The following is a 25544-nucleotide window of genomic DNA, read 5'->3' on the forward strand; positions in this document are numbered from 1 at the left end:
CAGAAATAAAAAAGGGGCTGCCAAAATGGCAGCCTCTTTCAATTTGCAATTATAATCTTGCAACTACGAAAATATCATAGATAGCGCGAATTGCATCTTCGAAATCTTCATTATTTACACCGATGATAATATTTAACTCACTCGAGCCCTGGTCAATCATTTTTACATTGATATGCGCATGAGCAAGAGCGGAGAACAAACGACCGGCAGTACCACGTGTACTCTTCATGCCACGTCCTACAACAGCAATCAAAGCTAAATCAGATTCCAGATGAATGGTATCCGGTTTTGCTAAACGGTTGATGTCGGCAATGACTTCCTGCTCTTTTTCCTGAAATTCGTCCTGATGAACAAAAATAGTCATGGTATCAATACCGGATGGCATATGCTCAAAAGAGATACCATTGTCTTCAAAAGCGCTGAGGACTTTGCGACCAAAACCGATTTCGGAGTTCATCATATCTTTTTCAATATTAACGGCTACAAAGCCTTTTTTTCCGGCAATACCGGTGATGGTATAAGCAGGAATCCGGCAGGTGCTTTCTACAATCATTGTTCCATCGTCTTCCGGACGGTTTGTGTTTCGGATGTTAATTGGAATACCGGCTTTTCGTACCGGGAAGATTGCATCTTCGTGGAGTACGGAAGCACCCATGTAAGCAAGTTCTCGTAATTCCATATAAGTAATGGTATGAATGACTTCCGGATTTTTTACGATACGTGGGTCAGTAACTAAGCAGCCGGAAACGTCTGTCCAGTTCTCATACAAATTCGCATTGATTGCTTTGGCAACCAAAGAACCGGTGATATCGGAACCGCCGCGGGAGAAAGTAACAACTGTACCATTTTTCATGGCACCGTAAAATCCCGGAATGACAGCTCGTTCAATTTTATCTAAATAAGTGGCAAGAAGCTCGTTGGTGGTTTCAGAATCAAAAGACCCGTCTTTGTTAAAACGGATTACATTGGCAGCATCGACAAATTCATAGCCGAGGTATTTTGCCATAATTTTTCCGTTTAAGTACTCGCCACGGGAAGCAGCGTACATAGAACCTGCTTTTGCTACAAACTGTTTTTTAATGATTTCAAAATCTTCATCTAAAGAAAAATCGAGTTTCAAACCATTAATGATTTCGTTATAGCGGTCTTTGATTTGATTTAACTGCTTGTTGAATGCCTTGCTCTGTTCTGCCAGTTCATAGCAGTGATACAGCATATCCGTTACCTTCGTATCATCGGAAAAACGTTTTCCCGGTGCGGAAGGGACTACATAACGGCGGGATTCGTCTGCTCGAATAATAGCGCCAACTTTCATAAACTGTTCTGCGCTGGCAAGGGAACTTCCACCAAACTTAACTACTTTTTTCATGAAACATCTCTCCATATATTTTTTTTGTGTCAAAGATTTACAGACACACGATTATAGTAAACCATGTTTTTTGGTATTTTTCAAGAGTTTTTTGTGATATAATAAGAAAAAGAAATTTTACAGAGGAGGATTTGTATGGAAGGAATTACATTATATTCCATTGATTATTATAAAAAAAGTGTTTTTAAAGGCAGTTACCGGGGGATGAATTTCAGAATTTCGAAAGACGGCGATGAGGAGGGAAAGAAACTTCTTGCGACTGCGTGGAAAGGGCCGTTTATACTGGAAAAGACAAAGGAGGAGCCGGTGACGATGGCGTTTAATTTTTCGGATGAGGGGCTTTTAGAGGCGGATGAATGGTTGACGAAACAGCAGAAACTGTTATGCCCGGGAGTAGGGGAAGAGTGACCTCTTGTAACTTTTTGAAAAACGAGTATAATACTAGTAGCAGAGAAACATAAGAATAAGGAGGTTATTATTACCATGACAAAAATTGATATTTTTTCCGGTTTTCTTGGTGCCGGTAAGACAACATTGATAAAAAAACTGATAAAGGAAGCATTTCAGGGAGAAAAACTTGTCCTGATTGAAAATGAATTTGGTGAGATTGGCATTGATGGCGGTTTTATGAAAGATGCCGGCATTAATGTAACGGAAATGAATTCAGGATGTATTTGCTGTTCATTGGTTGGTGATTTTGGTGCCGCATTGGAAGAAGTACTTGAGAAATATCATCCGGACCGCATTATTATTGAGCCATCCGGTGTTGGTAAATTGTCGGATGTTATTAAGGCTGTCTCCGGTGTAATGGAAAGCCATGCCGATGTGCAGATGAATGGGTATGTTACGGTGGCAGACGCAACAAAATGTAAAATGTATATGAAAAACTTTGGTGAATTTTACAATAATCAGGTTGAGAGCGCAAAGACAATTGTGCTAAGCCGGACCGGTAAAATTACGGATGAAAAGTTAGATGCTGCGTTGGCTTTGATTCGCGAGAAAAATGATAAGGCAACAATTATTACGACACCATGGGATGAGATTGATGGAAAACAGATTCTTGGTGCGATTGAGGAGAGTAATTCGCTGGAATTAGAATTGATGGAAGAAGAGGATGTATGTCCGGAGTGTGGACATCATCATGATCACGACCATGAACACCACCATCACCATGAGCACGGTGAGTGCGACCATCACGACCATGAACATGAACACCATCATCACCACGGGGATGGCGAGTGCTGTTGTGGACATGACCACGAGCATGGACATCATCACCATCATGCGGACGATGTATTTACAAGCATGGGTATCGAGAGTGCGCACAAATACAGTGAGGAAGAATTGACCGGTATTTTGAAAAAATTGTCTGCTGAGGATAATGGCTATGGAAACATTCTTCGCGCGAAGGGAATTGTACCGGCGACGGAAGGTGAATGGTTCCACTTTGATTTGGTACCTGGTGAGTACGAAGTACGCCGGGGCAGTGCAGACTATACCGGAAGAATCTGTGTTATTGGAGCAGAGTTGAAAGAAAGTGAAATTAAGCAATTGTTTTTAGGATAAGGAATGGAGGAAACTATGTTTGGAAATCGGGATATTCCGGTCTATTTGTTTACCGGTTTTTTGGAAAGCGGTAAATCAACATGTTTTCAGGAAATACTGGAAGAGGGAAATTTTGAAGACGGCTTGCGTACCTTATATCTGATGACGGAAGAGGGAGAAAAAGAAGTCGATGAAATGTTGCTTCGCCATAATAAAGTGGACACGGTTTTGATTGAAGACGAGGAAGATTTGACAGAAGATAAGTGTAAAGAACTTGTGAAACAGTATAAGCCGGCACGAATTGTTATTGAAGTAAACGGAATGTGGGATTTGGTTAAGTTAATCAATGAAACCATTCCGGAAAATTGGATTGTTGTGCAGACTTTTACGACGGTCAATGCGGAAACATTTTCTGTTTATATCAATAATATGAAATCATTGATTATGTCGCATTTTCAGCAGTCGGATTTGGTTATTTTTAACCGTTGTTCGTCCGATATGGACAAGGCATCCATGCGTCGAAATGTCAAAGCAATCAACCGCCGTGCCCAGGTTTTATTTGAATCAGAGGATGGCTCGGTTGAGAGTAATATTGAAGAAGAATTACCGTTTGATGTCACTGCAAAAGAAATTGTATTAGAAGATGATGATTTTGGATTGTGGTATCTGGATGTCAGTGAGCATCCGGAAAAATACGAGGGAAAAACGATTGTATTTAAGGGACAGGTATACAGAAATAGAACCTTCCCAAAAGATGCCTTTGTACCATCCCGTGCAGCCATGACCTGCTGTGCAGACGATATCGCAAAAATCGGATTTATCTGCCATTATCCAGAGGCTGATAAATTTGCAACCAACGACTGGGTTATGGTAACGGTAAAAGTAAAACCGGAATTTAGCCGTAAACAACAAGCATTAGTGCCAATGCTTTGGGCTGACAAAGTCGAAAAAACCACTCCCCCACAAGAGGAAGTTGTATACTTTAGTTAGCTACAAGCCACGCACCAAAAGAGATGCGCCATGGCATGCAAGCTCGCTTGCAAATGCCATGGCGCATCTCTTTTGGTATGAGGCGACAGCCTCTATGAGCGGAGCCGGAGGCGGAGCGAATAGCGTGGGATATTCGGCGGAGCGAATAGCGTTGCATAAGGCAAGCCATCACAAATTTTATAGATGTTTTACAAACGTTGTGCTATACTACTAATAGACAAAAGGCAGAAAGAAATTTAATCAATATTGAAAGTACAAGGAGCACAACATGAAGATACTTAGCAAACAAAGAAACAGCCGAATGTGCATGATTTGCGGGCTGGATAATGAATATGGCGTGAATGCACCATTTTACAACATGGAAGATGGCAGTGTGATGACGGTGTTTCGCTACAAAGAACAGCACCAGAGTTATCCGGGACGTGTGCATGGCGGTATGATTACGGCGATGCTTGATGAGATGGGGCTTCGTTCCTTGTGGGCGAAGGAATTGTCGGAGGAGACTTTTGGTGTGACGATATCGTTGGATACCAAATACCGCAAACCGGTTCCCTATGAGACAGAATTGATTGGGCGGGGTGTAGTTGTAAAAAACACGAGCCATTTTATTATTACAGATTCTTATATTATGGATAAAGACGGTGAAGTCCTTGCAAATGGAAGAATTAAATACATAAAAATGGACACACAGAAGATTCAAGAGGGCATAGAAGTGCATGAAGAAATGCCGTATCTTGTAGAGGATGGCAGGACAGAAATCGAGGGGCCATTCTTTGACAATCTGTAGCCACTATGCTATAGTAAAAGGCGACAATAATTTATGGAAAGCGTCCATGTGAACGTTTTGGTTAGGAGGAAAAATGAGTAAGATTCAGATGAAAACCCCACTTGTAGAGATGGACGGGGATGAAATGACCAGAATCCTTTGGCAGATGATTAAAGATGAACTGTTGCTGCCATACGTTGATTTAAAGACAGAGTATTATGACCTTGGTCTGGAGTACCGCAATAAAACCAATGATCAGGTGACAGTGGATTCCGCAGAGGCAACAAAGAAATATGGTGTGGCGGTAAAATGTGCTACGATTACACCGAATGCTGCCCGTATGGATGAATATGATTTGAAAGAAATGTGGAAATCGCCAAACGGCACAATTCGTGCAATTTTAGATGGTACCGTATTTCGTGCACCAATCCTTGTTAAGGGAATCGTTCCTTATGTAAAAAACTGGACGAAACCGATTACAATTGCTCGTCATGCGTATGGTGATGTTTATAAAAATACAGAAATCAAGGTTCCGGGTAAAGGAACAGCAGAGCTTGTATTTACAGCTGAGGATGGAACACAGACTAAAGAAGTAATTCATAACTTTGATGGTCCGGGAATCATTCAGGGAATTCACAATACAGAAAAATCCATTTCCAGTTTTGCACGCGCATGCTTTAGTTATGCAGTGGACACCAAACAGGACTTGTGGTTCTCTACCAAAGATACCATTTCCAAAAAATACGACCATACATTTAAGGACATTTTCCAGGAAATTTATGATACGGAGTATAAAGAAAAATTTGAGAAACTTGGCATTGAGTATTTCTACACGCTTATTGATGATGCGGTTGCCCGTGTAATCCGTTCAGAAGGCGGCTTTATCTGGGCTTGTAAAAACTACGACGGAGATGTAATGTCTGATATGGTAGCTACGGCATATGGCGATTTGTCCATGATGACATCCGTTTTGGTATCACCAAGCGGTGTTTATGAATATGAGGCTGCACACGGAACGGTACAGCGCCACTATTATAAACATTTGAAAGGCGAAGAGACTTCGACTAATTCCATTGCAACTATTTTTGCATGGACAGGCGCACTCAGAAAGCGTGGAGAGTTGGATGAGATTCCGGAATTGATGGATTTTGCAGACAAACTGGAGAGAGCCTGCATTAAGACTGTGGAGGATGGAAAAATGACAAAGAGTCTTTCTCTTATTTCCACATGTGAAAATCCGGTAATTTTGAACAGCCTTGAATTTATTCAGGCAATTCGTGAGACACTGGATTCTTTGATGTAACATATAAAAAAACAGACCACTGTGATACTGTAAAAGTGCAGATATTGCAGTGGTCATTTTTTGGTATCGGCAGGGGTAGTTTTTAACCTGCCGTCCTTCTGTGTTTATCGTGTAATTATCTTTCATAATCAAAGCAGAAATTGGTACGAGTTGAAATCCTTTTTTCTTCAAAATTGTTAAAAGTTCATCCAGCGCTTCGGCGGTGTGTTTTCCGCCATTGTGGCAGAGAATAATCGAACCGTTGCCAAGATGTTTGTGCTCTGTGACGCGGCGTATGATGGTGGCGGCATCGTAATCTTTCCAGTCGAGGGAATCCACATCCCACTGAATCGGATAATATTTATTTTCCCGGCACACACGGATAAGAGTGTCGTTATAGTCCCCGTAAGGAGGGCGGAACAAAATCATATCTTTACCGGTTAGTTTTTTTACTTTTTCATGAGGTTTCATAATTTCTTCTTTGCATTGTGCGGCCGATAGCTGTGACATCTGTTTGTGGTTTTCACTGTGGTTTCCAAGGTCATGCCCGCCGGCGGCAATTGCTTTTACATCGTCCGGATATTTTTCAATCCAGCCGCCTGTCATAAAAAAGGTTGCCTTTACTTTGTGTTTTTTCAGCGTGGCAAGAAGTGATGCGGTGTCGTCGTTTCCCCAAGCCGCATCAAAGCTGATTGAAATCTGCGGTTTTTCCTTTTCTACGCAGTAGATGGGAAGTTCTTTTTCATGAAGCAGAGATTCATTGAAAACGGCACGGTTTTCCGGATAAACAAAAAAACTTGTTGCGAGCAAAGCAAAGGATGTCAGGACGATGGCACCGATTTTTGTAAAAAGAATCAGTTTTTCCCGTTCTTGTTCGATGTTCATAGATTACCCCGCTATCGTTTTGCTATAGTTTATGGAGAGAAAATGCTTATTATGACAGGAAATCTTTTTTCTTTGCAAGTGTGTATGAATATGGTAAGATTACTACATAAGAAAATTTATGAATGAATCATTTACGAATGGAGGTATATCATGAAAAGAAGAAATTTATTGGCAGCAGTGCTTAGCTTTTCGCTGGTAATAGGGATGAGTGCACCGGTGGATTTGGCACAGGAAAGTAAGAAAACGCAGACCGCAGTATCCATCGAGGATTCGGTCGGTGAGACTTCAAAGTATGGCTATCTTCCAATTCATCGGAAACTATTAAATTCGGATGATTTGTCATCCGGCAGAAAGAAAAAGGCAGCAAAGACAACGATTCCGTCATCGTTTAATGCCAGAGAGGAAGGGCTGTTGACGGATATCAAAGATCAAGGAAAAACGGGCATGTGCTGGACAATGTCTGTGATGGGAGCGTCTGAAGCAGATATTATACAGGATGGCTCTGAAGAATCTCCGGATTTATCAGAGTATCATCTGGCATATTCGACATACAACAAAGCCGACGATCCGCTTGGTTTGACGGTAGGGGATATTTGCAGGCCAAGAGAGAAGAATAATGATTTGTATGGCTGGGGCGGAAATTCCGTTTTAGCAACTGCTACATTAGCCAGATGGCAGGGAGTTGTAGATGAATCAGTTGCTTCTTTTGAAGATTTACAGAACAAAATTAATCGTAACGTAACGGCTGACTTACCGGATGAGGTGATGTATGATAAGGATTCCTATCATTTGCAGAACGTAGAATACATTTATATGACGAAAGCGAACCGCAACCAAATCAAACAGAAATTGATGGAGTATGGGGCAGCGGAGTGCTCTATGTATGCGCCGGAAACATCGAGTGACGAGCAGATGTATGGAAATACTGGGAAAAGCAATTTTACGGCGTATTATTGTGATGATACAAGCAAGACGACCAATCACAGTGTATTGATTGTAGGATGGGATGATAATTATTCGGCAAGTAATTTTAATTCCAAATGTCGTCCTTCTTCAGACGGTGCATGGCTAATTCGCAACAGCTGGGGCGACTGCAACAGTATGGGCGGATATTTCTGGATTTCTTATGAGGATGCTATGCTGCAGGCGGAGAAGAATGAAGAGGCAGAGGTGGCATTCTTTGATGTGGAAAAAGCGGATAATTACGACAATAACTATCAATATGATGGTGGAATTCCATTTGCTTATTCGAGAAGTTTTCTGCGTGGTGCCAATGTATTTGAGGCAAAAGCCGATGAAAAAATGCAGGCAGTTTCTTTCTATACACAGGAAGCAAATGTAAATTATGAAGTATCAATTTATGAGAGTCCGGATTCGGATAATCCGATGTCCGGTAAATTAATGTCTTCATTGTCCGGTACGATTGCAGAGCGCGGATATCATACCATTGATTTTGTAAAAGAAGATAAAGATGAAGTATTTATGACAAAAGGAAAGCGTTATGCAGTTGTTGTAAAATTGGAAGAGAGTGGGGATACTTCTTATCAGACTTATGAATGTACTTATAACAATTCTGCACTTACAGAAGCAGTTAGCGCAAATGAGGGCGAAAGTTATGTTCAGTATTCGGATGGTGAGTGGGAAGATTTTTCCAAACTTGTATGGTCTGGCGGCAGAAAAAACAATGCAAATCTCTGCATTAAGATGTTTTCTGATACTTGGGATTCTACGAAAGCAACACCGACGCCGGTGCCAACGGTAACACCAACGCCGGTGCCAACGGCAACACCAACGCCGGTGCCAACGGCAACACCAACACCGGTGCCAACGGCAACACCAACGCCAGTGCTAACGGCAACACCAACGGCAACACCTGTGACTACGCCGACGCAAAAGGCACAATCAACACCGGCAGCCAATAATCCGACAACCCCGGTAGTTACGGATAATCCTGTAACACCTGATAATAGCAGTGCCCGGACAGTGGTTGTGAAAAAACTAAAGTTTAAATATTCGTTGAAAAAGGTGAAAGCCGGTAAAAAAGTAAAGTTAAGTAAGTGGCTGAAAGTGACGAAAAAACGCGCAGGGGATGCAAAGATTACCTATAAATTTACAAAGAGTAAATATAAAAAATATGCTACCCTGTCAAAAAAAGGTGTCTTTAAGGCAAAGAAGGCCGGAAAGAAAAAGACGGTTTATGTAAAGGCAGCAGCGGGTGACGGCAGTAAAAAGACAGCGAATATAAAAATAAAAATTAAATGATAATAGGGGTTGACTTTTTATGTTATCCTGCATATAATGAACATATGAATAATTGTTCATATGTAAATTTACAGAAACGGAGAGTGATAAAATGCCAAGTGAAGATGAATTGTATGACTTGGCGGAATTGTTTAAGGTGTTTGGCGATTCGACCAGAATCCGGATTTTGTTTGTTTTATTTGAGAAGGATGTCTGTGTTTGTGATTTAGCGGAAACCTTGAATATGACGCAGTCAGCAATTTCGCATCAGCTAAAGATTCTAAAACAGAATAAGTTAGTAAAAGGCCGCCGCGAGGGGAAATCGGTGTTTTATTCACTGGCCGATGACCATGTGCGAACGATTATCGAGCAGGGAATCGACCATATTGCGGAATAACATAATTGAATTGGAGGAAATGAATCATGAAAAAGAAATTTAAATTACAGGACTTGGATTGTGCAAACTGCGCAGCAAAAATGGAAGAATCAATTAAGAAAATTGATGGTGTAAACGATGCAGTAGTCAGCTTTATGACACAGAAGATGACAGTAGATGCCGATGATGCGCGTTTTGATGAAATTATGGATGAGGTTGTCCGTGTTTGTGCAAAAGTTGAGCCGGATTGCCAGATTCTTTTGTAGGAGATGAGTGTATGACAAAAAAACAGAAAAAAATGAGACTTCGGATTATCATTTCCCTTGTCCTATTTGTTATCCTGTTTGTTTGTGAGCATATGGGAGTATTAGAGCCACTGCCGTGGTGGGCACAGCTTTTGATATTTGCCGTTCCGTACCTGATTGTCGGATATGACATTATTTTTAAGGCTGCGAGAAATATTTCCCATGGACAGATTTTTGATGAAAACTTTCTGATGATGATTGCCACCTTTGGTGCATTTGGCGTTGGTGAGTATTTAGAGGCTGTTGCTGTAATGCTGTTTTACCAGGTCGGTGAATTGTTCCAGGGTTATGCGGTTGGAAAATCCAGACAATCCATTACGGAAATGATGGACATCTGTCCGGAATATGCGAATGTAGAGGAAGATGGGAAATTAGTGACAGTAGACCCGGATGATGTAGAAGTCGGTACGATTATTGTTGTAAAGCCGGGAGAGAGAATTCCTCTCGATGGTGTTGTTATAGAGGGCGAATCGTTAATTGATACGGCGGCACTTACGGGTGAGTCGGTACCGAGAAGAGCGTCAGAGGGCGATGAGATTATCAGTGGCTGCGTCAATGGCAGCGGAACGCTGAAAATCCGTACCACAAAGGAATTTGATGATTCGACGGTTGCCAAAATTTTGGAACTGGTAGAGAATGCAAGCAGTAAAAAGGCAAAGGTGGAGAATTTCATCACCCGATTTGCCAAATACTATACGCCGGTCGTTACGATTGGAGCAGTTTTGCTTGCTGTGATTCCACCGCTTATTTTAGGCAGAGGATTCGCTGAGTGGATTCAGAGAGCATGTATTTTCCTTGTTATTTCCTGTCCGTGTGCACTGGTGATTTCGGTGCCGCTTGGATTCTTTGGCGGTATCGGTGCTGCATCTAAGATTGGTGTTTTGGTAAAAGGCAGTAACTTCTTAGAGGCGGTTGCAGAGATGACTACCATTGTATTTGACAAGACCGGAACACTGACAAAAGGCGAATTTAAAGTAACCGAAATGAAACCTGCCGGTGGTGTTTCAGAAGATAAATTATTGGAAGTAGCCGCACTTGGCGAGAGCTATTCAAACCATCCGATTGCCGGTTCGATTATCGAGGCATATGGAAAAGAAATTGAGAGAAGCCGTGTGTCAGATGCGGTTGAAATTGCCGGCCACGGAGTTCAGATTCTCGTAGATGGTGTGATGACTTATGTCGGCAATGAAAAGCTGATGAAAAAACAGTCGATTGCTTATGAGCCGTGTGAAAGCGCCGGAACGGTTGTCTATGTGGGTCAGGAGCAGACCTTTTTAGGGGCACTTGTGATTTCCGACACCGTGAAACAGGGTGCAGCAGAGGCAATTCATAAGATGAAAAATGTTGGTGTGAAGAAGTGCGTCATGCTGACCGGTGATAGAGAAAAAACTGCGAAACATGTGGCAGATGAGTTGAAACTGGATGAAGTGCATGCCGAACTTCTCCCCGGTGATAAAGTGGATGAGGTGGAAAAACTTCTTTCCGCGCAAAAAGATGGAGAGCGTCTTGCCTTTGTCGGCGACGGTATCAATGATGCACCGGTTTTGACCCGTGCAGATATTGGTATTGCGATGGGAAGTCTTGGTTCCGATGCAGCAATTGAGGCGGCAGATGTCGTTTTGATGGATGATGACATCCGAAAGATTGCGTCAACCGTACTGATTTCCAGAAAAACACTTCGCATTGTAAAGCAGAACATTGTATTTGCCCTTGCCGTAAAAGCAGTTGTACTTTTGCTTGGTGCAATTGGTGTGGCGAATATGTGGGAAGCTGTATTTGCCGATGTCGGTGTATCTGTTTTGGCAATTTTGAACTCAATGCGGGTGATGAAAAATCATTAACATGATTTGCATTTTTGATTAACATGTAGTATAATGTCATAGTCAAAGAGGATAGGTCCGAAAATGAAGTGTCCTATCCTCTTTTTTCGACTATGACAAGAGTCCAAAAGAAGGAGGATTTGGTTTGGATAATCACTCAATGATGGAACTGGGAGAAAAGTTAAATAGTAAATTTGAAAATCTGGTGGATTACTGTATGGTGTCCGGTGCCATTAATCAGGATTTGTATAACGAATATGATGTGAAGAGGGGACTTCGCGATTCGAATGGTAAAGGAGTACTTACCGGCTTGACAGAGATTTCAGATGTCTGTGGATACCGCTTGAAAAACGGCAAAAAGATTCCTTGCGACGGAGAACTTTATTATCAGGGATATAATGTAATGGACCTTGTAAAAAGTTTTGAAAACCGCCGATTCGCTTTCGAGGAGACAACCTATTTGCTGATGTTTGGCGAACTGCCGACACATACTCAGTTAAAGGATTTTGAAGAGGTATTAACCAGTCTTCAGGAGCTTTCCGGTCAGTTTGTTCGTGATGTGATTATGAAAGCGCCAAGTGCAAACATTATGAATGCATTGCAGAAAAGTGTGCTGACACTGTATTCGTATGATGAGAATCCGGACGACATTTCCGTGGCAAATGTACTGCGCCAGTCTTTGCAGTTAATCGGCAAAATTCCGTTGATTGCGGTGTATGCGTATTTGTCATACCGTCATTTTGGATTTGATGATAATTTATACATCCGTACACCGGATAAAGATTTGTCAATTGCAGAAAATATTTTGCAGATGGTAAGACAGGACGGTAAATTTACGGAGTTAGAGGCGAAAGTTTTAGATATTGCACTTGTCATTCATGCAGAGCATGGCGGCGGTAATAACTCGACGTTTACCAATCATGTGGTAACGTCTTCCGGCACAGATACATATTCTGCGATTTCAGCATCCATTGCTTCGCTGAAGGGACCGCGTCATGGTGGCGCCAACTTAAAAGTGTTGCAGATGTTTGATGATATTAAAGAACACTGCAAGGACTGGAATAATGAAGAGCAGATTAAAGAATATTTGAATAAAATTCTGAATCGCGAGGCCTTTGATGAATCCGGTCTGATTTATGGAATGGGACATGCGGTTTATACATTGTCTGACCCTCGTGCCGTGATTTTGAAACGCTATGCAAAAAAACTGGCGGAGGCAAAAGGTAAAATGGATGAATTTCATCTGTATGAAACAGTGGAAGAAGTGTCCAAAGATTTGATTATGAAAGCACATTTGCGTTATAAACCGGTTTGTGCAAATGTTGATTTTTACAGTGGTTTTGTATATACTATGCTTGGTATTCCGAGAGAATTATTTACTCCGATTTTTGCGATTGCCCGTATTTCCGGATGGAGTGCACATCGTCTGGAAGAGCTGGTAAACAAGGGTAAAATTATTCGACCGGCGTACAAATACGTAGGAAGTCATGTGGATTTCCGTGAAATAGACGAGAGAGAATAAACGATGGAACAATACATGTTATTTTTCGATATTGATGGAACTTTGTTAGATGAAAAAGAGGGAATCGTGCCGGAGAGTACGGTGCGTGCCCTGCATCAGGCAAAGAAAAACGGACATTTACTGTTTCTTTGTACCGGACGCTGCAAGTCCATCTGGCCAAAGGATATTTTGGAAATTGGTTTTGATGGTGTGGTAGGCGGATGTGGTACGAATATATTTTATCATGGGGAAGAGCTGCTTCATGCAACATTACCGAAAGAATTGCAGAGAGAAGTTGCCGATTCTCTGACGCGCTATCATATCGATGGTGTTTTGGAAGGTCAGGAGACGGCATATTTCCGCAGAGATTACTGGATGCCGGTTGTAAAATCCATCTTTGAGGAAAATGGAACATTTTCGGCAAAATGCCAGTTGTTCTGGGAGGATGCCGATTTGAATTTTGATAAGATGGCACTCTGGTTTGATGAGAGCAGTGACATGAAATCATTTAAGGAACAATGGGAAAACACGTTTGATTTTATTTTACGTGACCCGACTTTTTATGAGGTCGTGCCAAAAGGTTATTCAAAGGCGACCGGAATTGATTTCCTTTGTAAGCGTTTAGAAATTGACAGAGCGCATACGGTAGGAATTGGTGATAGTACAAATGATTTGCCGATGCTTGATTTCACCGGCATCAGCATTGCAATGGGAAGTGGCAATCCGGATATTTTTCCGTCGGTCGACTATGTAACGGCGGCTGTGATGGAAGATGGAATTGAGAAGGCATTGAAACATTATCAATTAATCGAGTAAAGGGAGGTCGGCAAAATGAAGTTAAGTAAATTAGTGGAGCACATCGAGTACGAACTGGTACAGGGAAGCCTTGATACGGAAGTGGCAGACATCGCATATGATTCCAGAAAAATCAAAGAGGGAATGTTGTTTGTTGCCATTGCAGGAACGGTTGTCGATGGTCATAAATACATTCCGGATGTTGTGAAAAAAGGCGCATCGGTGCTTGTTGTGGAAAAAGAGATTGAGTCCATAGATGAAAGTATTACAGTGATTCGTGTGGCAAATGGCAGAGCAGCGCTGAGTCTTTTATCCCAGGCGTATTTTGATTATCCGGCATCGAAGATGATTTCGATTGGAATTACAGGAACAAAAGGAAAATCGACAACCACATATATGATTCGTGATATTATTGAAAAATCCGGGAAAACCTGCGGAATTGTTGGTACAATTGGTGTGGCAATTGCCGGCAAGGTGACACCGACGGAGCATACAACGCCGGAATCCTATGATTTGCAGAGATATTTTAAAGATATGGTGGATGCCGGGTGCGAGTATATGGTAATGGAAGTAAGCTCGCAGGGAATCAAGATGGACCGTGTGGCAGGAATGCATTTTAATTATGGTATTTTTACCAATATTACGCCGGACCACATCGGACCAAATGAGCATGCAGATTTTAATGAGTATTTGTACTGCAAGAGCCGTCTGTTTACGATGTGTGACGTCGGAATTGTAAATCGTGATGACCCGCACTGGAAAGAAATGATAAAAGATGCGACATGTGAGGTTAAAACATATGGAACAGAAGATGCGGATATGACGGCAACGGAAATTGAGCATGTGAATAACGAGGGAAATCTGTGTATGAAATTCCATGCGAATGGTCTTTTGAACGGAGATATCATTGTTGGTCTGCCGGGACGTTTTAATATTTACAATGGAATGTGTGCGGCGTGTACCGGTGCTCTGTTGAAAATGCCGGAAGAGGTGATTCTGCACGCGCTTGAGCACGTAAAAGTGCGTGGCCGTGTGGAAAATGTTCCGACCGGCAGAGGATTTTCCGTATTGATTGATTTTGCGCATAATGGTGTGAGTACCGAGAGTGTGCTAAAGACTCTGCGTGGTTACAATCCGCACCGGATTATTGCTATTTTCGGATGTGGCGGCAATCGAAGTAAACTGCGCCGTTACGAGATGGGAGAGGCCGTTGGAAATCTGGCGGAACTTGCAATTGTGACAAGTGATAATCCGAGGACGGAAGACGTAATGGATATTGTAAAAGATATTGAGGTTGGTCTGGCAAAGACAAACGGTGAGTATGTGGTGATTCCGGACCGTCAGGAGGCTGTGAATTATGCAGTTGATCATGCCGAGGACGGCGATATGATTATTCTTCTTGGTAAAGGGCATGAAGAATATCAGGAAATCAATGGTGTGAAATACCATTACAGCGAGAGAGAAGCGGTTATGAATGCGCTGGCGCGTTAATTAAAATTTGAATTGAAAAAGAAACTATCAATTTATGCGAAACGAAAGCATAAACGGATAGTTTCTTTTTTTTTGGGTATAAGTAAAAAGAGAATGATTCAATGGAGGAATAAATAAATGCGTCAGATTTTAGATTTTAATGAGAATTGGTGGTTTATTCATGCGGATGTAGATGTTTCGGAGGCAAGACCGGGAGAGGGAGAACTTGTTTCGCTGCCTCACACATGGAATGCACTGGATGGACAAAAGGGAGATGGAACATATGACAGAGGCAGTTACTGGTATGTAAAAACGTTGGATAAGTGGGAGCCGTCTGCGAAGTATTCTCGTTTATTTTTGGAAATACCGGCGGCGGGGCAGCAGGCAAAAGTGTTTGTAAATGGTGAGTTCGTTGTGAGCCATGAGGGGGGCTATTCAGCGTTTCGAGCCGATATTACGGAAAAATGTACGGAAGAATTTAATACGATAGCAATTTGGTGCAGCAATGAAAAATGTGATGCGATTTATCCGCAGTCGGCTGATTTTACTTTTTATGGCGGGTTGTATCGTGGCGCACATCTGATTTGCGTGCCGGAAACGCATTTTGAACTGTTACACTACGGAGATTTGGGAATCCATGCTGCCACAGAACCAGCTTCGTGGGACAAAGAGGATTTTATGCTTCACATCCGAACAAAGATTTGCGGGGTGGAAAAAGATAATCAGGTGATTTACCAGATTTTTGATGAAGATGGAAAAGAAGTGGCAAGTGCAGCACGTCCGGCGGACTCACCGGATACTTCTATTCCTCTTTATAAACCGCACCGCTGGGATATTAAAAATAGCTATCAGTATACGCTAAAGGCACTCATTATGCGCAATAACGAATGCTTGGATGAAGTGGAACTTAAATTTGGTGTAAGGACTTTTTGCTGTGATCCCGGGCGCGGTTTCCTAATAAATGGAAATTGTGTGCCGCTGCGCGGCGTGAGCCGGCATCAGGATAAATTGTATCAGGGAAATGCACTTACAAAAGAGGATCACATCCGGGATGCTGAGCTGATTGAAGAAATCGGGGCAAATACGGTGCGTCTTGCCCATTACCAGCATGCACAGGAGTTTTATGATGAGTGTGATAAGAGGGGATTTGTTGTCTGGGCGGAAATTCCTTTTATCAGCGTGATGAATGAAGACCCTTTAGCACATGAGAACTGTATAACCCAGTTAAAGGAACTTATTTATCAGAATGACCATCATCCAAGCATTTGTTTCTGGGGCATTTCCAATGAAATTTTGATTGGGGGTATTTCTGAAAAGCTTGTGGAGAATCACAGGGAGTTAAATGCACTTGCTAAAAAGATTGACCCATATCGTCTCACGACGATTGCTCATGTGACGATGACGCCGAAAGACGGTCCGATGCATGAAATTACCGATGTGGAAAGTTATAACCATTATTTTGGCTGGTATGGCGGAAAGACAGAGGACAATGGTCCATGGATGGATGAGTATCATGAAAAATATCCAAACCGCTGCATCGGATTGTCGGAGTATGGCTGTGAGGGAATCATTACCTATCAGGGAGGAAATCCAAAGTGTAAAGATTACAGCGAGGCATATCAGGCAGGATACCACGAATATATGGCACATATGTTAGAGAGACGCCCTTGGATTTTCTGCTCATATGTATGGAATATGTTTGATTTTGGGTGTGCCGCACGTTCAGAAGGCGGTGTGACGGGAAGAAATAACAAAGGCCTTGTAACGATGGACAGAAAAATTAAAAAGGATAGTTTTTACCTATACAAGGCGTACTGGAATCCAGAACCGATGGTTCATATCTGTGATAAGCGGTATTCGCTCCGCTCTGAGGAAAATACCCAAATCCGCGTGTATACAAATCAGGAAAGAGTGACACTTTTTGTGAATGGGGAAGAAATGGCGGTAAATGAGGTAAAACGTCATGTGGCATCTTTCCCGATTTCTCTTAGTGGAGGAAAAAATGCAATTCTTGTAAAGGCAGGAGATGTATGGGATGCTGTGACGATTGATAGGGTGGAAAAAGAGCCGGAAAGCTATGTATTCCCGGAAGCCAGTGAGAGGGAAGAAGGCGTGGCAAACTGGTTTCAGGAGATTGGTTCGCTAAATCTTTCAGAGGAAATGAAATATCCGGAGGACCGTTATCATATCCGCTGTACGTTAGAGGAAATCAGTGAAAATGATGAGGCGATGGAACTTGTCACGAAAGCGATGAAATTGATTACCGGTATGACACTTGCAAAAGAAGAAGGCATGTGGGATATGATGAAAAAAATGAAGTTGGAAAGTATGAAGGAAATGCTTGGGGCGATGGCACCGGATGGCTTTTTAGAAAGTCTGAATATGAAATTAAACGAAATTAAAAAGGAGAATTTAAATGGATAAACAAGTCAGACCCTTTGGTATGCGTGATAAAATCGGGTATATGTTTGGCGATTTCGGAAATGATTTTACTTTTATCTTATCATCGGCTTTCATGTTGAAATTTTATACAGACGTTATGGGAATTGGTGCCGGTGTGGTGGGAATGTTAATGATGGCTGCTCGTTTTTTAGATGCATTCACGGACATTACAATGGGACAGATTGTGGATCGGAGTAAACCGGGGAAGGACGGAAAATTTCGCCCATGGATAAGGCGGATGTGTGGTCCGGTTGCGATTTCCAGTTTTTTGATTTACCAGTCAGCATTTGCCGGTATGCCATATTGGTTTAAGGTAGGCTGGATGGTTGTCACGTATATTTTGTGGGGGTCGATTTTTTATACCGCGGTTAATATTCCGTATGGTTCGATGGCTTCGGCAATTTCTGCCGAGGCAAAGGACCGGGCGCAGCTATCAACCTGGCGGACGGTCGGAGCAACTCTTGCCGGGCTTGTAATTGGAGCAGGAACACCGATGCTTGCTTATGTTACGGTGGAAGGTCAGACGGTTTTGTCAGGATTTCGTATGACGGTAATTGCCGGTGTTTTTTCTGTGCTATCCTTTTTGTGTTATCTGCTGTGTGTAAGACTTACGGTAGAGCGTGTTGAGGTGCCGGCGAGTGAAGGGAAAATCCAGTTCACAAGCCAGTTAAAAAATCTAATGAAAAACCGGGCATTGCTTGGCATTATTGCGGCGGCGATGTTTTTGCTGCTTGCCTTACTTGGCATGCAGGGAATTTCTGCCTATGTATTTCCGGAAGTGTATAATAGCGCTAAGGCACAGTCAATGTTTTCGCTTCTCACCAGTCTAGCGGTGTTAGGTGTGTGTGCACCGCTTGCTACACGGCTGTCCGTGCGTTATGGAAAACGGGAATTGTCGGCTTTTTCCTGCCTATTTGGAGCAGTGATTTTGTTTTTGTGTATGGTAATATATCCGAAAAATGAATGGGTTTACGTTGGCTTTTTTGTCCTTGCTTATATCGGAATCGGCTTTTTTAACACAGTTATTTGGGCAATGATAACAGATGTGATTGATGATGCCGAGGTGAAAAATAAGGTGCGCGAAGATGGAACGGTGTATTCCTTATATTCGTTTGCAAGAAAGTTAGGTCAGGCTTTGTCGTCGGGCCTTGTGGGGACGATTTTAGCGGCGGTTGGATATCAGGCACAGCTTATGCATAATCCGCAGGGAGCAGAGCAGATAGCAAGGCGTGCAGTGATTCTTGACCGGATTTTTCAGATGTCATGTCTGATACCGGCAATTGGGCTTTTTATTGTGGCGATGATTTTGCTTTTTATCTATCCGCTTTCGAAAAAAAAGGTGACTGAAAATATTGCTGAGCTGGAAAAAAGAAGAAATTCTTGACAAGAAGGATATCCGTTGTATAATAGTTGGTGGTGCCAAATTGGTACTACCAATTTATTATATTACGTTAAGGAAGAGGATTATGAAATATTTAAAGCAGTTTTTACTTATTCTATGTATCACATTTGTTGGCGAACTTGTCAAATATGTTCTGCCGCTGCCGATTCCGGCAAGTATTTACGGTATGGTGATTTTATTTGTGGGTTTGATGACGGGACATATTAAACTGTCTTCGGTGAAGGAGGTAGGGAAGTTTTTGATTGAAATTATGCCGGTGATGTTTATTCCGGCGGGCGTTGGTCTGATGGTATCGTGGAATGTGTTAAAACCTCTTTTAATTCCCGTGGGAATTATTACGTTTGTTAGTTTTGTTGCGGTAGCTGTGGCAACGGGAAAAACGGCTCAGTGGATGATTAAGAAAGATGAGGGGAAAGACCATGAATGAATTTTTAGAGAACTCACTTTTTGCAGGAGTTACCATTAGTCTGCTTGCGTATATGGCAGGGGCATTTCTGAAAAAGAAATTTAAAATTGCGCTATTAAATCCACTTTTAATATCCATTATTTTATCAATTGTTGTATTAGTGACCGCAGATATTGATTATGATGTGTACAATGCAGGGGCTTCTTATTTGAGCTGGTTTTTGACTCCGGCTACGGTATGTCTTGCGATTCCTTTGTATGAGCAGTGGCAGCTTCTTAAAAAGAATTGGAAAGCAGTTATGTTTGGTATTTTAGCTGGTACACTTACCAGCGGTGTAACAGTTTTTATGTTAGCAAAATTTATGAGTCTGTCGCACACGGAATATGTGACGCTTTTGCCAAAGTCGATTACAACGGCAATTGGCATGGGGCTTTCCGAAGAGTTAGGCGGTTATGTTACCATTACGGTAGCAGTGATTGTTGTTACCGGTGTGGTTGGCAATATGTTTGGTGAGCTTGTCTGCAAGTTGTTTCGTATTACTCATCCGATTGCGAAGGGACTCGCATTTGGATCTTCCTCACATGCGATTGGAACGGCGAAAGCAATGGAACTTGGCGAAATCGAAGGGGCAATGAGCAGTCTTGCGATTGCAGTTACGGGAATTTTGACCGTAGTATTTTCCCCATTATTTATGAAGTTTATTTAAGAAATTTCATTTACATAGGAAAGGAAAAGGTTATGAAACAAACCGGGTGTCAGGAATATCAAAAGGTGCTTTCATATTTTTACGATTTGGTAAAAGATGGTACTTTGACTTGGGGAAGTAAACTGCCGACGGAGAGAAAGATTGCAGAGCAGTTAGGAATTGGAAGAAATTCTGCCAGAGAAGCCATCTGTGTTCTACATGGCATGGGCGTTGTTGAAAGGAAGCAGGGCTCCGGCAATTATGTTGCGGAGAATATCGGGCAGTCTTTTGGCAGCATGATTCAAATGCTTCTTCTTTTAAATGGGGTAACGAAAAGTGAAATCTGTGAGTTTCGCCGTGCCATGGAGAAAATGGCTGGCAATCTTCTTTTGAAAAATGGTATCGATGAAAAAATCAAACAAAAACTTTCGGATTTATTACATACAATGGCTGAATTAACCGGGGAACCTTTGGCAAAACAGGATAAGGAATTTCATGACACACTTGTTTTTGCTACGAAAAATAATCTGCTGATTACAATTATGCAGGCGGTCAGCATTGTGTATACGGAATGCGTTGAATATGACAGTAAAGATTGTCTGTTAGCGAGTCACACGCGGATTTATGAAACTCTTATAAAAGGGGATGAAAAGGATTTCAACGATGCAATCGATTTTCATTATGATTTGATTGAGAAGCGGATGTAAGGAGAACACAGGATGAGACAGGAACGAGATTTAACGAAGGGAGCAATTGTAAAGAGCCTCTGGCTTTTTGCACTTCCTCTCATGCTTGGCAATGTGCTGCAGCAGTTTTATAACCTGGTCGATACATGGGTGGTCGGGCGTTATCTTGGCAAAAGGGCACTGGCGGCAGTTGGCGCATCGTATACGTTGATGACATTTTTGATTTCGGTTGTTATTGGTCTGTGTCTGGGAGCAGGTGCCTTTTTTTCGATGGCATACGGTAGGAGAGAAAAAGAGACTTTCCGAAATGGGATTTTTATGTCCTTTACGGCAATTGGTAGTCTTTCGATCGTTTTGACAATACTGTTGTATGGATTCGTAAGACCACTTACTTATCTTTTGCAGGTTCCGGCAGAAACCGTAGAGGATATGGTAACGTATCTCATATATGTGTTTGCCGGATTCTTTGCTATTTTTTTGTATAACTATTTTGCAAGTGTTCTCAGGAGTATTGGAAATTCGGTGCTGCCACTTGTTTTTCTTGGGATTTCAGTCGCACTTAATATCGGACTTGACCTTTTGTTTGTTGTGACATTCTCATTTGGTATTGCGGGTGCTGCCGTGGCAACCGTTATTTCCCAATATATAGCAGGTATCGGTCTTATGCTTTATTTTCTCTTCCGGTATTCTGATTTGTGCCCTGCGAAAAAAGATTTCACATGGGAAAAAAAGAACTTCCGGCAGATTCTTTCTTTGTCCGGATTTACGTGTTTGCAGCAGTCCGTTATGAACTTTGGCATCCTGATGATACAGGGATTAGTCAATTCTTTTGGTACAACGATTATGGCAGCGTTTTCCGTGGCGGTCAAAATTGACACGATTGCGTATATGCCTGTGCAGGATTTTGGAAATGCCTTTTCCTTTTTTGTGGCACAGAATTACGGGGCAAAGAAGTATGCCCGCATCCGGAAAGGATTTCTGATGGCACTCGTCAGCGTATTGATTTTTTGCCTTGTAATCAGTGCAGCTGTCTTTGGATTTGCTGACACGCTGATGGGATTTTTTACAAACGAGGGCAGTGCCATATCTGCTGCCGGCGCCGAATATCTCCGGGTAGAAGGCGCTTTCTATGTTGGAATCGGTATTTTGTTTTTGCTCTATGGATATTACCGCGCGGTGGACAAGCCGGTTGTCTCGGTGGTTCTTACGATAATCTCACTGGGAACGAGAGTGCTTCTTGCCTATGCACTCACCGGACTTTTCCACACCGGTGTGATAGGAATTTGGATGGCAATCCCAATTGGATGGGGACTCGCTGATTTGGTGGGAATGGTGGGGATTGTTTCAAGTTTTCGAGGGCACTTTTTTCGGTTCCCATAATTTCGTAGAAAAGTTTTGAACCTCGTGGGCGCTCCCACTTGTTGAGTGCGTAGCGGTATGGGCACTGAAACTACCAGTGCCGCATACCGACGTACTCAAAACCCACGAGTTACAAAATTTTTCTACGGAATTATGGGCAGCCAAAGAAACCAATCTCGGAAACTTGAAATAAACAAAACCAGCCAAACTCAGTTCATCTTATGGATGTGTTTCGTTCCTTTTCAGAGTTTCTATAAAGCTTTACTACAGAATTACGGAAAACAAAAAACCACCCAACAACCATTTGACATTTTAAAGCAAGAAACTATAATAGGAAATAGTATGTTATTGGTGCTACCAATTATTTTTAGCCCAGATACAGGAGGTATTTGTGATGAAAGAAATCAGACAACAGTTTTTGACTGGTGAGCGTGCCTTATTTCAAGGTGCGGATTTGAAAATATACGATACGATATTTGACGATGGAGAATCTCCATTGAAAGAAAGTCATAATATTGAATTAAGAAACAGTATGTTTAAGTGGAAATATCCGCTGTGGTATTCGGACTCCATTTCTGTAAAAGACAGCACGTGGTTTGATATGGCGCGTGCCGGTGTGTGGTATACGAACCATATGGTTGTTGAAGATTGTGCAATTGAGGCACCTAAAAATTTCCGCCGATGTGTGGATTTAACACTTTCCCGCGTGTCCATTCCAAATGCAGAGGAAACATTGTGGAACTGTCAGGATGTTGTTTTGAATGATGTGATGGCAAAAGGCGATTATTTTGCCATGAACAGCAAAGATATGAAGATTGACGGTCTGACACTTTATGGAAATTATTCGTTTGATGGCGTAAAAAATGTAGAAATCAAAAATTCCAAATTGTTGTCCAAGGACGCATTTTGGAACAGTGAAAATGTAACCGTTTACGATTCCTTTATTTCGGGTGAATATCTTGGATGGAATGCAAAAAATCTGACACTGATTGGCTGTACGATTGAGAGCCTTCAGGGCATGTGTTACATTGATCATTTGGTGATGAAAGACTGCAAATTAATTAATACGACGCTGGCATTTGAGTATTCGACGGTGGATGCACAGATTACTAACACGATTGATAGTGTATTGAATCCGACAAGTGGAGAAATCCGCGCAAAAAGCATTGGAAAACTCATTTTGGAAAAGGATAAAATAGACCCGTCGAAGACAAAAATTATTTGTGAGGAGACAGTATAAGGAGGAAAATTTTCATGGCAAGCAATTTTGATGAGATGATTGACCGCAGAAACACCGCATCGCTGAAGTGGGATGTGGAGGAAAATGAATTGCCGATGTGGGTGGCGGACATGGATTTTGCGACCGCACCGTGTGTTCTGGAAGCAATGAAAAAACGCTTGAATCATGGGATTTTTGGTTATACCGTGATTCCGGAACAATGGTATGAGGCATATGTTGGCTGGTGGAAAAAAAGACATCATTTTGAAATGGAAAAGGATTGGCTTGTTTTCTGTACAGGTGTGGTGCCTGCCATTTCTTCCATTGTCAGAAAACTGACAACGCCGGCAGAAAAAGTGCTGATTCACACACCGGTGTACAACATCTTTTTCAATTCAATTCTCAACAACGGACGTCAGGTGTTGGAAAGTCCGCTTGTGCTGGAAGATGGAAATTACCGGGTGGATTTTGAAGATTTGGAGCAAAAACTGGCGGATCCTCAGACAACCCTTATGATTCTCTGTAACCCTCATAATCCGGGGGGCAAGATATGGGACCGTGCGACGCTCTCAAGAATCGGCGAGCTGTGTCAAAAATATCATGTGATTGTTGTGTCCGATGAAATTCATTGTGATTTAACGGAGCCCGAGTGTGAATATGTTCCCTTTGCTTCTGTTTCCGAGGCGTGCCGTGACAACAGCGTTACGTGCATTGCGCCGACGAAAGCGTTTAATATTGCCGGTTTGCAGACGGCGGCAGTTTCGGTTCCAAATCCGGTGATTCGTCACAAAGTATGGCGGGGACTGAATACCGATGAGGTGGCGGAGCCAAATGCATTTGCCATTGATGCGGCAGTAGCAGCATTTACAAAAGGAGAAGTGTGGCTTGACGAATTGCGTGCCTATATTTCGGAAAACAAACGTGTCGCTACGTCATATATTCAGGAGAAAATTCCGGAATTGACGGTGATTTTGTCCGATGCAACCTATCTTTTATGGGTTAATTGTGAGGAGGTTTCACAGAATGCGAAAGAGCTGGTACAAAAGATTCGCGAGAAAACCGGATTATATTTATCCGATGGCAATGTCTTTGGCGGGGATGGAAAACACTTTTTCCGAATGAACTTAGCGTGCCCAAGAGAGCGGATGATGGATGGATTAAAACGGCTGTCTCAGGCAATCACACAGATAAAATGATAAAATGTCGCAATAAGCGGTAAGGCATTGACAAAAGAAAGACGCAAGATTATACTCATAACAGTGTTATATAACGGTGTTATGGATTGGAGGTACAGGTGTCAAAACCATTGGAAGGTGTTTCTGAGAAAATAGAAACATGTGCAAAGAAGGAATTTCTTGAAAAAGGGTATGTGGATGCATCCCTTCGGAATATTGCTGCAAAAGCCGGAACTACGACGGGTTCAATTTATTCCCGGTATGGTGGAAAAGAAGGACTTTTTAGTGCAATTGTTGAGACGGCAGCAGAAGAATTTGTCCGGATGTTCCGTGGCATACAGGAAAAGTTTCATCAGACGGACCCGGAGAAGCAGCCGGAAATTATGGATGATTTAACGAGAGATGGTATGCGCCAGATGGTTTTATTCATGTATGAGCATTTACAGGAGTTTCAACTTTTGGTGGATGGTTCTTATGGAACAAAATTTCAAAATTTTGTGGAACATTTAGTGGAGATTGAGACAGAGTATACGGTCAAATACATGGAGACAGCGGGGATTGACCCCCAAAAGGAAAGTCCTATTACCGGTGAATTTTCACATATTATGAATAAGGCCCTTTTTGAAAGTTTTTTTGAAGTGGTTAGGCACAACATGCCAAAGGATGAGGCACTCCGATATATTGATATGCTTGCAAAATATCACTGTGCCGGATGGCGTGTTATTTATGAAAAAGATTGAATATAAAAAGGAAGGCTGCATGGAGTGAAAGCAGCCCCTCTTTTAAATCTTTGGTTAGTTATAACTTACACTAGTTATGTGACAC

Annotated in this window: 21 protein-coding genes and 2 pseudogenes; 21 read left to right on the forward strand and 2 right to left on the reverse strand. The window is 42.1% G+C overall.

The features are described from left to right. Window positions 1-49: 49 nt before the first annotated feature. On the reverse strand, window positions 50-1369 hold the full coding sequence (locus tag DW005_RS04140; protein ID WP_117478275.1) for an aspartate kinase: 1320 nt from the start codon (window positions 1367-1369) through the stop codon (window positions 50-52). Between the two features lie 135 nt (window positions 1370-1504). On the opposite strand from DW005_RS04140, the gene DW005_RS04145 reads away from it, so the two are divergent. The 5 genes from DW005_RS04145 (at window position 1505) to DW005_RS04165 (ending at window position 5973) form a co-directional block, all read left to right on the forward strand. Next, window positions 1505-1777 carry a hypothetical protein gene (locus tag DW005_RS04145; protein ID WP_117478276.1) on the forward strand — a complete coding sequence of 91 codons (273 nt, stop codon included), beginning with the start codon at window positions 1505-1507 and terminating at the stop codon, window positions 1775-1777. A gap of 75 nt (window positions 1778-1852) precedes the next feature. Further along, window positions 1853-2935, forward strand: coding sequence for a CobW family GTP-binding protein (locus tag DW005_RS04150; protein WP_117478277.1), 1083 nt, complete (start codon window positions 1853-1855; stop codon window positions 2933-2935). Window positions 2936-2950: 15 nt separating this feature from the next. Continuing rightward, complete coding sequence (locus DW005_RS04155) at window positions 2951-3904, forward strand: GTP-binding protein (protein ID WP_181974936.1); 954 nt, start codon at window positions 2951-2953, stop codon at window positions 3902-3904. 268 nt (window positions 3905-4172) lie between these two features. After that, window positions 4173-4691, forward strand: coding sequence for a PaaI family thioesterase (locus DW005_RS04160; protein WP_117478279.1), 519 nt, complete (start codon window positions 4173-4175; stop codon window positions 4689-4691). A gap of 73 nt (window positions 4692-4764) precedes the next feature. Continuing rightward, window positions 4765-5973, forward strand: a complete 1209-nt coding sequence (locus DW005_RS04165; protein ID WP_117478280.1) for an NADP-dependent isocitrate dehydrogenase — start codon at window positions 4765-4767, stop codon at window positions 5971-5973. Window positions 5974-6321: 348 nt separating this feature from the next. Here DW005_RS04165 and DW005_RS04170 read toward each other — a convergent pair. Beyond that, a pseudogene (locus tag DW005_RS04170) lies at window positions 6322-6837 on the reverse strand (polysaccharide deacetylase family protein); the annotation flags it as partial. A 150-nt stretch (window positions 6838-6987) separates the two neighbouring features. On the opposite strand from DW005_RS04170, the gene DW005_RS04175 reads away from it, so the two are divergent. The 16 genes and pseudogenes from DW005_RS04175 (at window position 6988) to DW005_RS04255 (ending at window position 25459) form a co-directional block, all read left to right on the forward strand. Then, complete coding sequence (locus DW005_RS04175) at window positions 6988-9099, forward strand: lectin like domain-containing protein (protein ID WP_117478281.1); 2112 nt, start codon at window positions 6988-6990, stop codon at window positions 9097-9099. A gap of 88 nt (window positions 9100-9187) precedes the next feature. After that, a pseudogene (locus DW005_RS04180) lies at window positions 9188-9475 on the forward strand (metalloregulator ArsR/SmtB family transcription factor); the annotation flags it as partial. Window positions 9476-9501: 26 nt separating this feature from the next. After that, window positions 9502-9720, forward strand: a complete 219-nt coding sequence (locus DW005_RS04185; protein WP_022377652.1) for a cation transporter — start codon at window positions 9502-9504, stop codon at window positions 9718-9720. A gap of 11 nt (window positions 9721-9731) precedes the next feature. Next, window positions 9732-11600: a heavy metal translocating P-type ATPase gene (locus tag DW005_RS04190; RefSeq protein ID WP_117478282.1), complete on the forward strand. Its 1869-nt coding sequence runs from the start codon at window positions 9732-9734 to the stop codon at window positions 11598-11600. Between the two features lie 142 nt (window positions 11601-11742). Next, the gene (locus DW005_RS04195; RefSeq protein WP_117478331.1) at window positions 11743-13101 is read left to right on the forward strand and encodes a citrate/2-methylcitrate synthase; all 1359 of its coding nucleotides are present in this window, start codon (window positions 11743-11745) and stop codon (window positions 13099-13101) included. A 3-nt stretch (window positions 13102-13104) separates the two neighbouring features. Further along, on the forward strand, window positions 13105-13896 hold the full coding sequence (locus DW005_RS04200; RefSeq protein ID WP_117478283.1) for a Cof-type HAD-IIB family hydrolase: 792 nt from the start codon (window positions 13105-13107) through the stop codon (window positions 13894-13896). 15 nt (window positions 13897-13911) lie between these two features. After that, the gene (locus tag DW005_RS04205; RefSeq protein ID WP_117478284.1) at window positions 13912-15366 is read left to right on the forward strand and encodes a UDP-N-acetylmuramoyl-L-alanyl-D-glutamate--2,6-diaminopimelate ligase; all 1455 of its coding nucleotides are present in this window, start codon (window positions 13912-13914) and stop codon (window positions 15364-15366) included. Window positions 15367-15483: 117 nt separating this feature from the next. Next, window positions 15484-17769 carry a glycoside hydrolase family 2 TIM barrel-domain containing protein gene (locus tag DW005_RS04210; protein WP_117478285.1) on the forward strand — a complete coding sequence of 762 codons (2286 nt, stop codon included), beginning with the start codon at window positions 15484-15486 and terminating at the stop codon, window positions 17767-17769. Beyond that, window positions 17762-19171 carry a glycoside-pentoside-hexuronide (GPH):cation symporter gene (locus DW005_RS04215; protein ID WP_117478286.1) on the forward strand — a complete coding sequence of 470 codons (1410 nt, stop codon included), beginning with the start codon at window positions 17762-17764 and terminating at the stop codon, window positions 19169-19171. The genes DW005_RS04210 and DW005_RS04215 overlap by 8 nt, the downstream gene beginning before the upstream one ends. A gap of 82 nt (window positions 19172-19253) precedes the next feature. Then, on the forward strand, window positions 19254-19616 hold the full coding sequence (locus tag DW005_RS04220; RefSeq protein WP_022376476.1) for a CidA/LrgA family protein: 363 nt from the start codon (window positions 19254-19256) through the stop codon (window positions 19614-19616). Further along, window positions 19609-20301: an LrgB family protein gene (locus DW005_RS04225; protein WP_022376475.1), complete on the forward strand. Its 693-nt coding sequence runs from the start codon at window positions 19609-19611 to the stop codon at window positions 20299-20301. Before DW005_RS04220 ends, DW005_RS04225 begins: the two co-directional genes overlap by 8 nt. Before the next feature lie 32 nt (window positions 20302-20333). Beyond that, complete coding sequence (locus DW005_RS04230; RefSeq protein WP_117478287.1) at window positions 20334-20987, forward strand: GntR family transcriptional regulator; 654 nt, start codon at window positions 20334-20336, stop codon at window positions 20985-20987. A gap of 12 nt (window positions 20988-20999) precedes the next feature. Beyond that, window positions 21000-22346, forward strand: a complete 1347-nt coding sequence (locus DW005_RS04235; RefSeq protein WP_117478288.1) for an MATE family efflux transporter — start codon at window positions 21000-21002, stop codon at window positions 22344-22346. A 373-nt stretch (window positions 22347-22719) separates the two neighbouring features. Then, window positions 22720-23565, forward strand: a complete 846-nt coding sequence (locus DW005_RS04245) for a DUF3737 family protein (RefSeq protein WP_117478290.1) — start codon at window positions 22720-22722, stop codon at window positions 23563-23565. A 14-nt stretch (window positions 23566-23579) separates the two neighbouring features. After that, a complete protein-coding gene (locus DW005_RS04250) occupies window positions 23580-24740 on the forward strand; it encodes a MalY/PatB family protein (RefSeq protein ID WP_117478291.1) in 1161 nt (386 codons plus the stop codon). Window positions 24741-24838: 98 nt separating this feature from the next. Continuing rightward, window positions 24839-25459, forward strand: coding sequence for a TetR/AcrR family transcriptional regulator (locus tag DW005_RS04255; protein ID WP_117478292.1), 621 nt, complete (start codon window positions 24839-24841; stop codon window positions 25457-25459). The last annotated feature ends 85 nt before the right edge of the window (window positions 25460-25544 follow it).

The organism is Clostridium sp. AF36-4 (assembly GCF_003435975.1).
Lineage (GTDB): Bacteria > Bacillota > Clostridia > Lachnospirales > Lachnospiraceae > Eubacterium_F.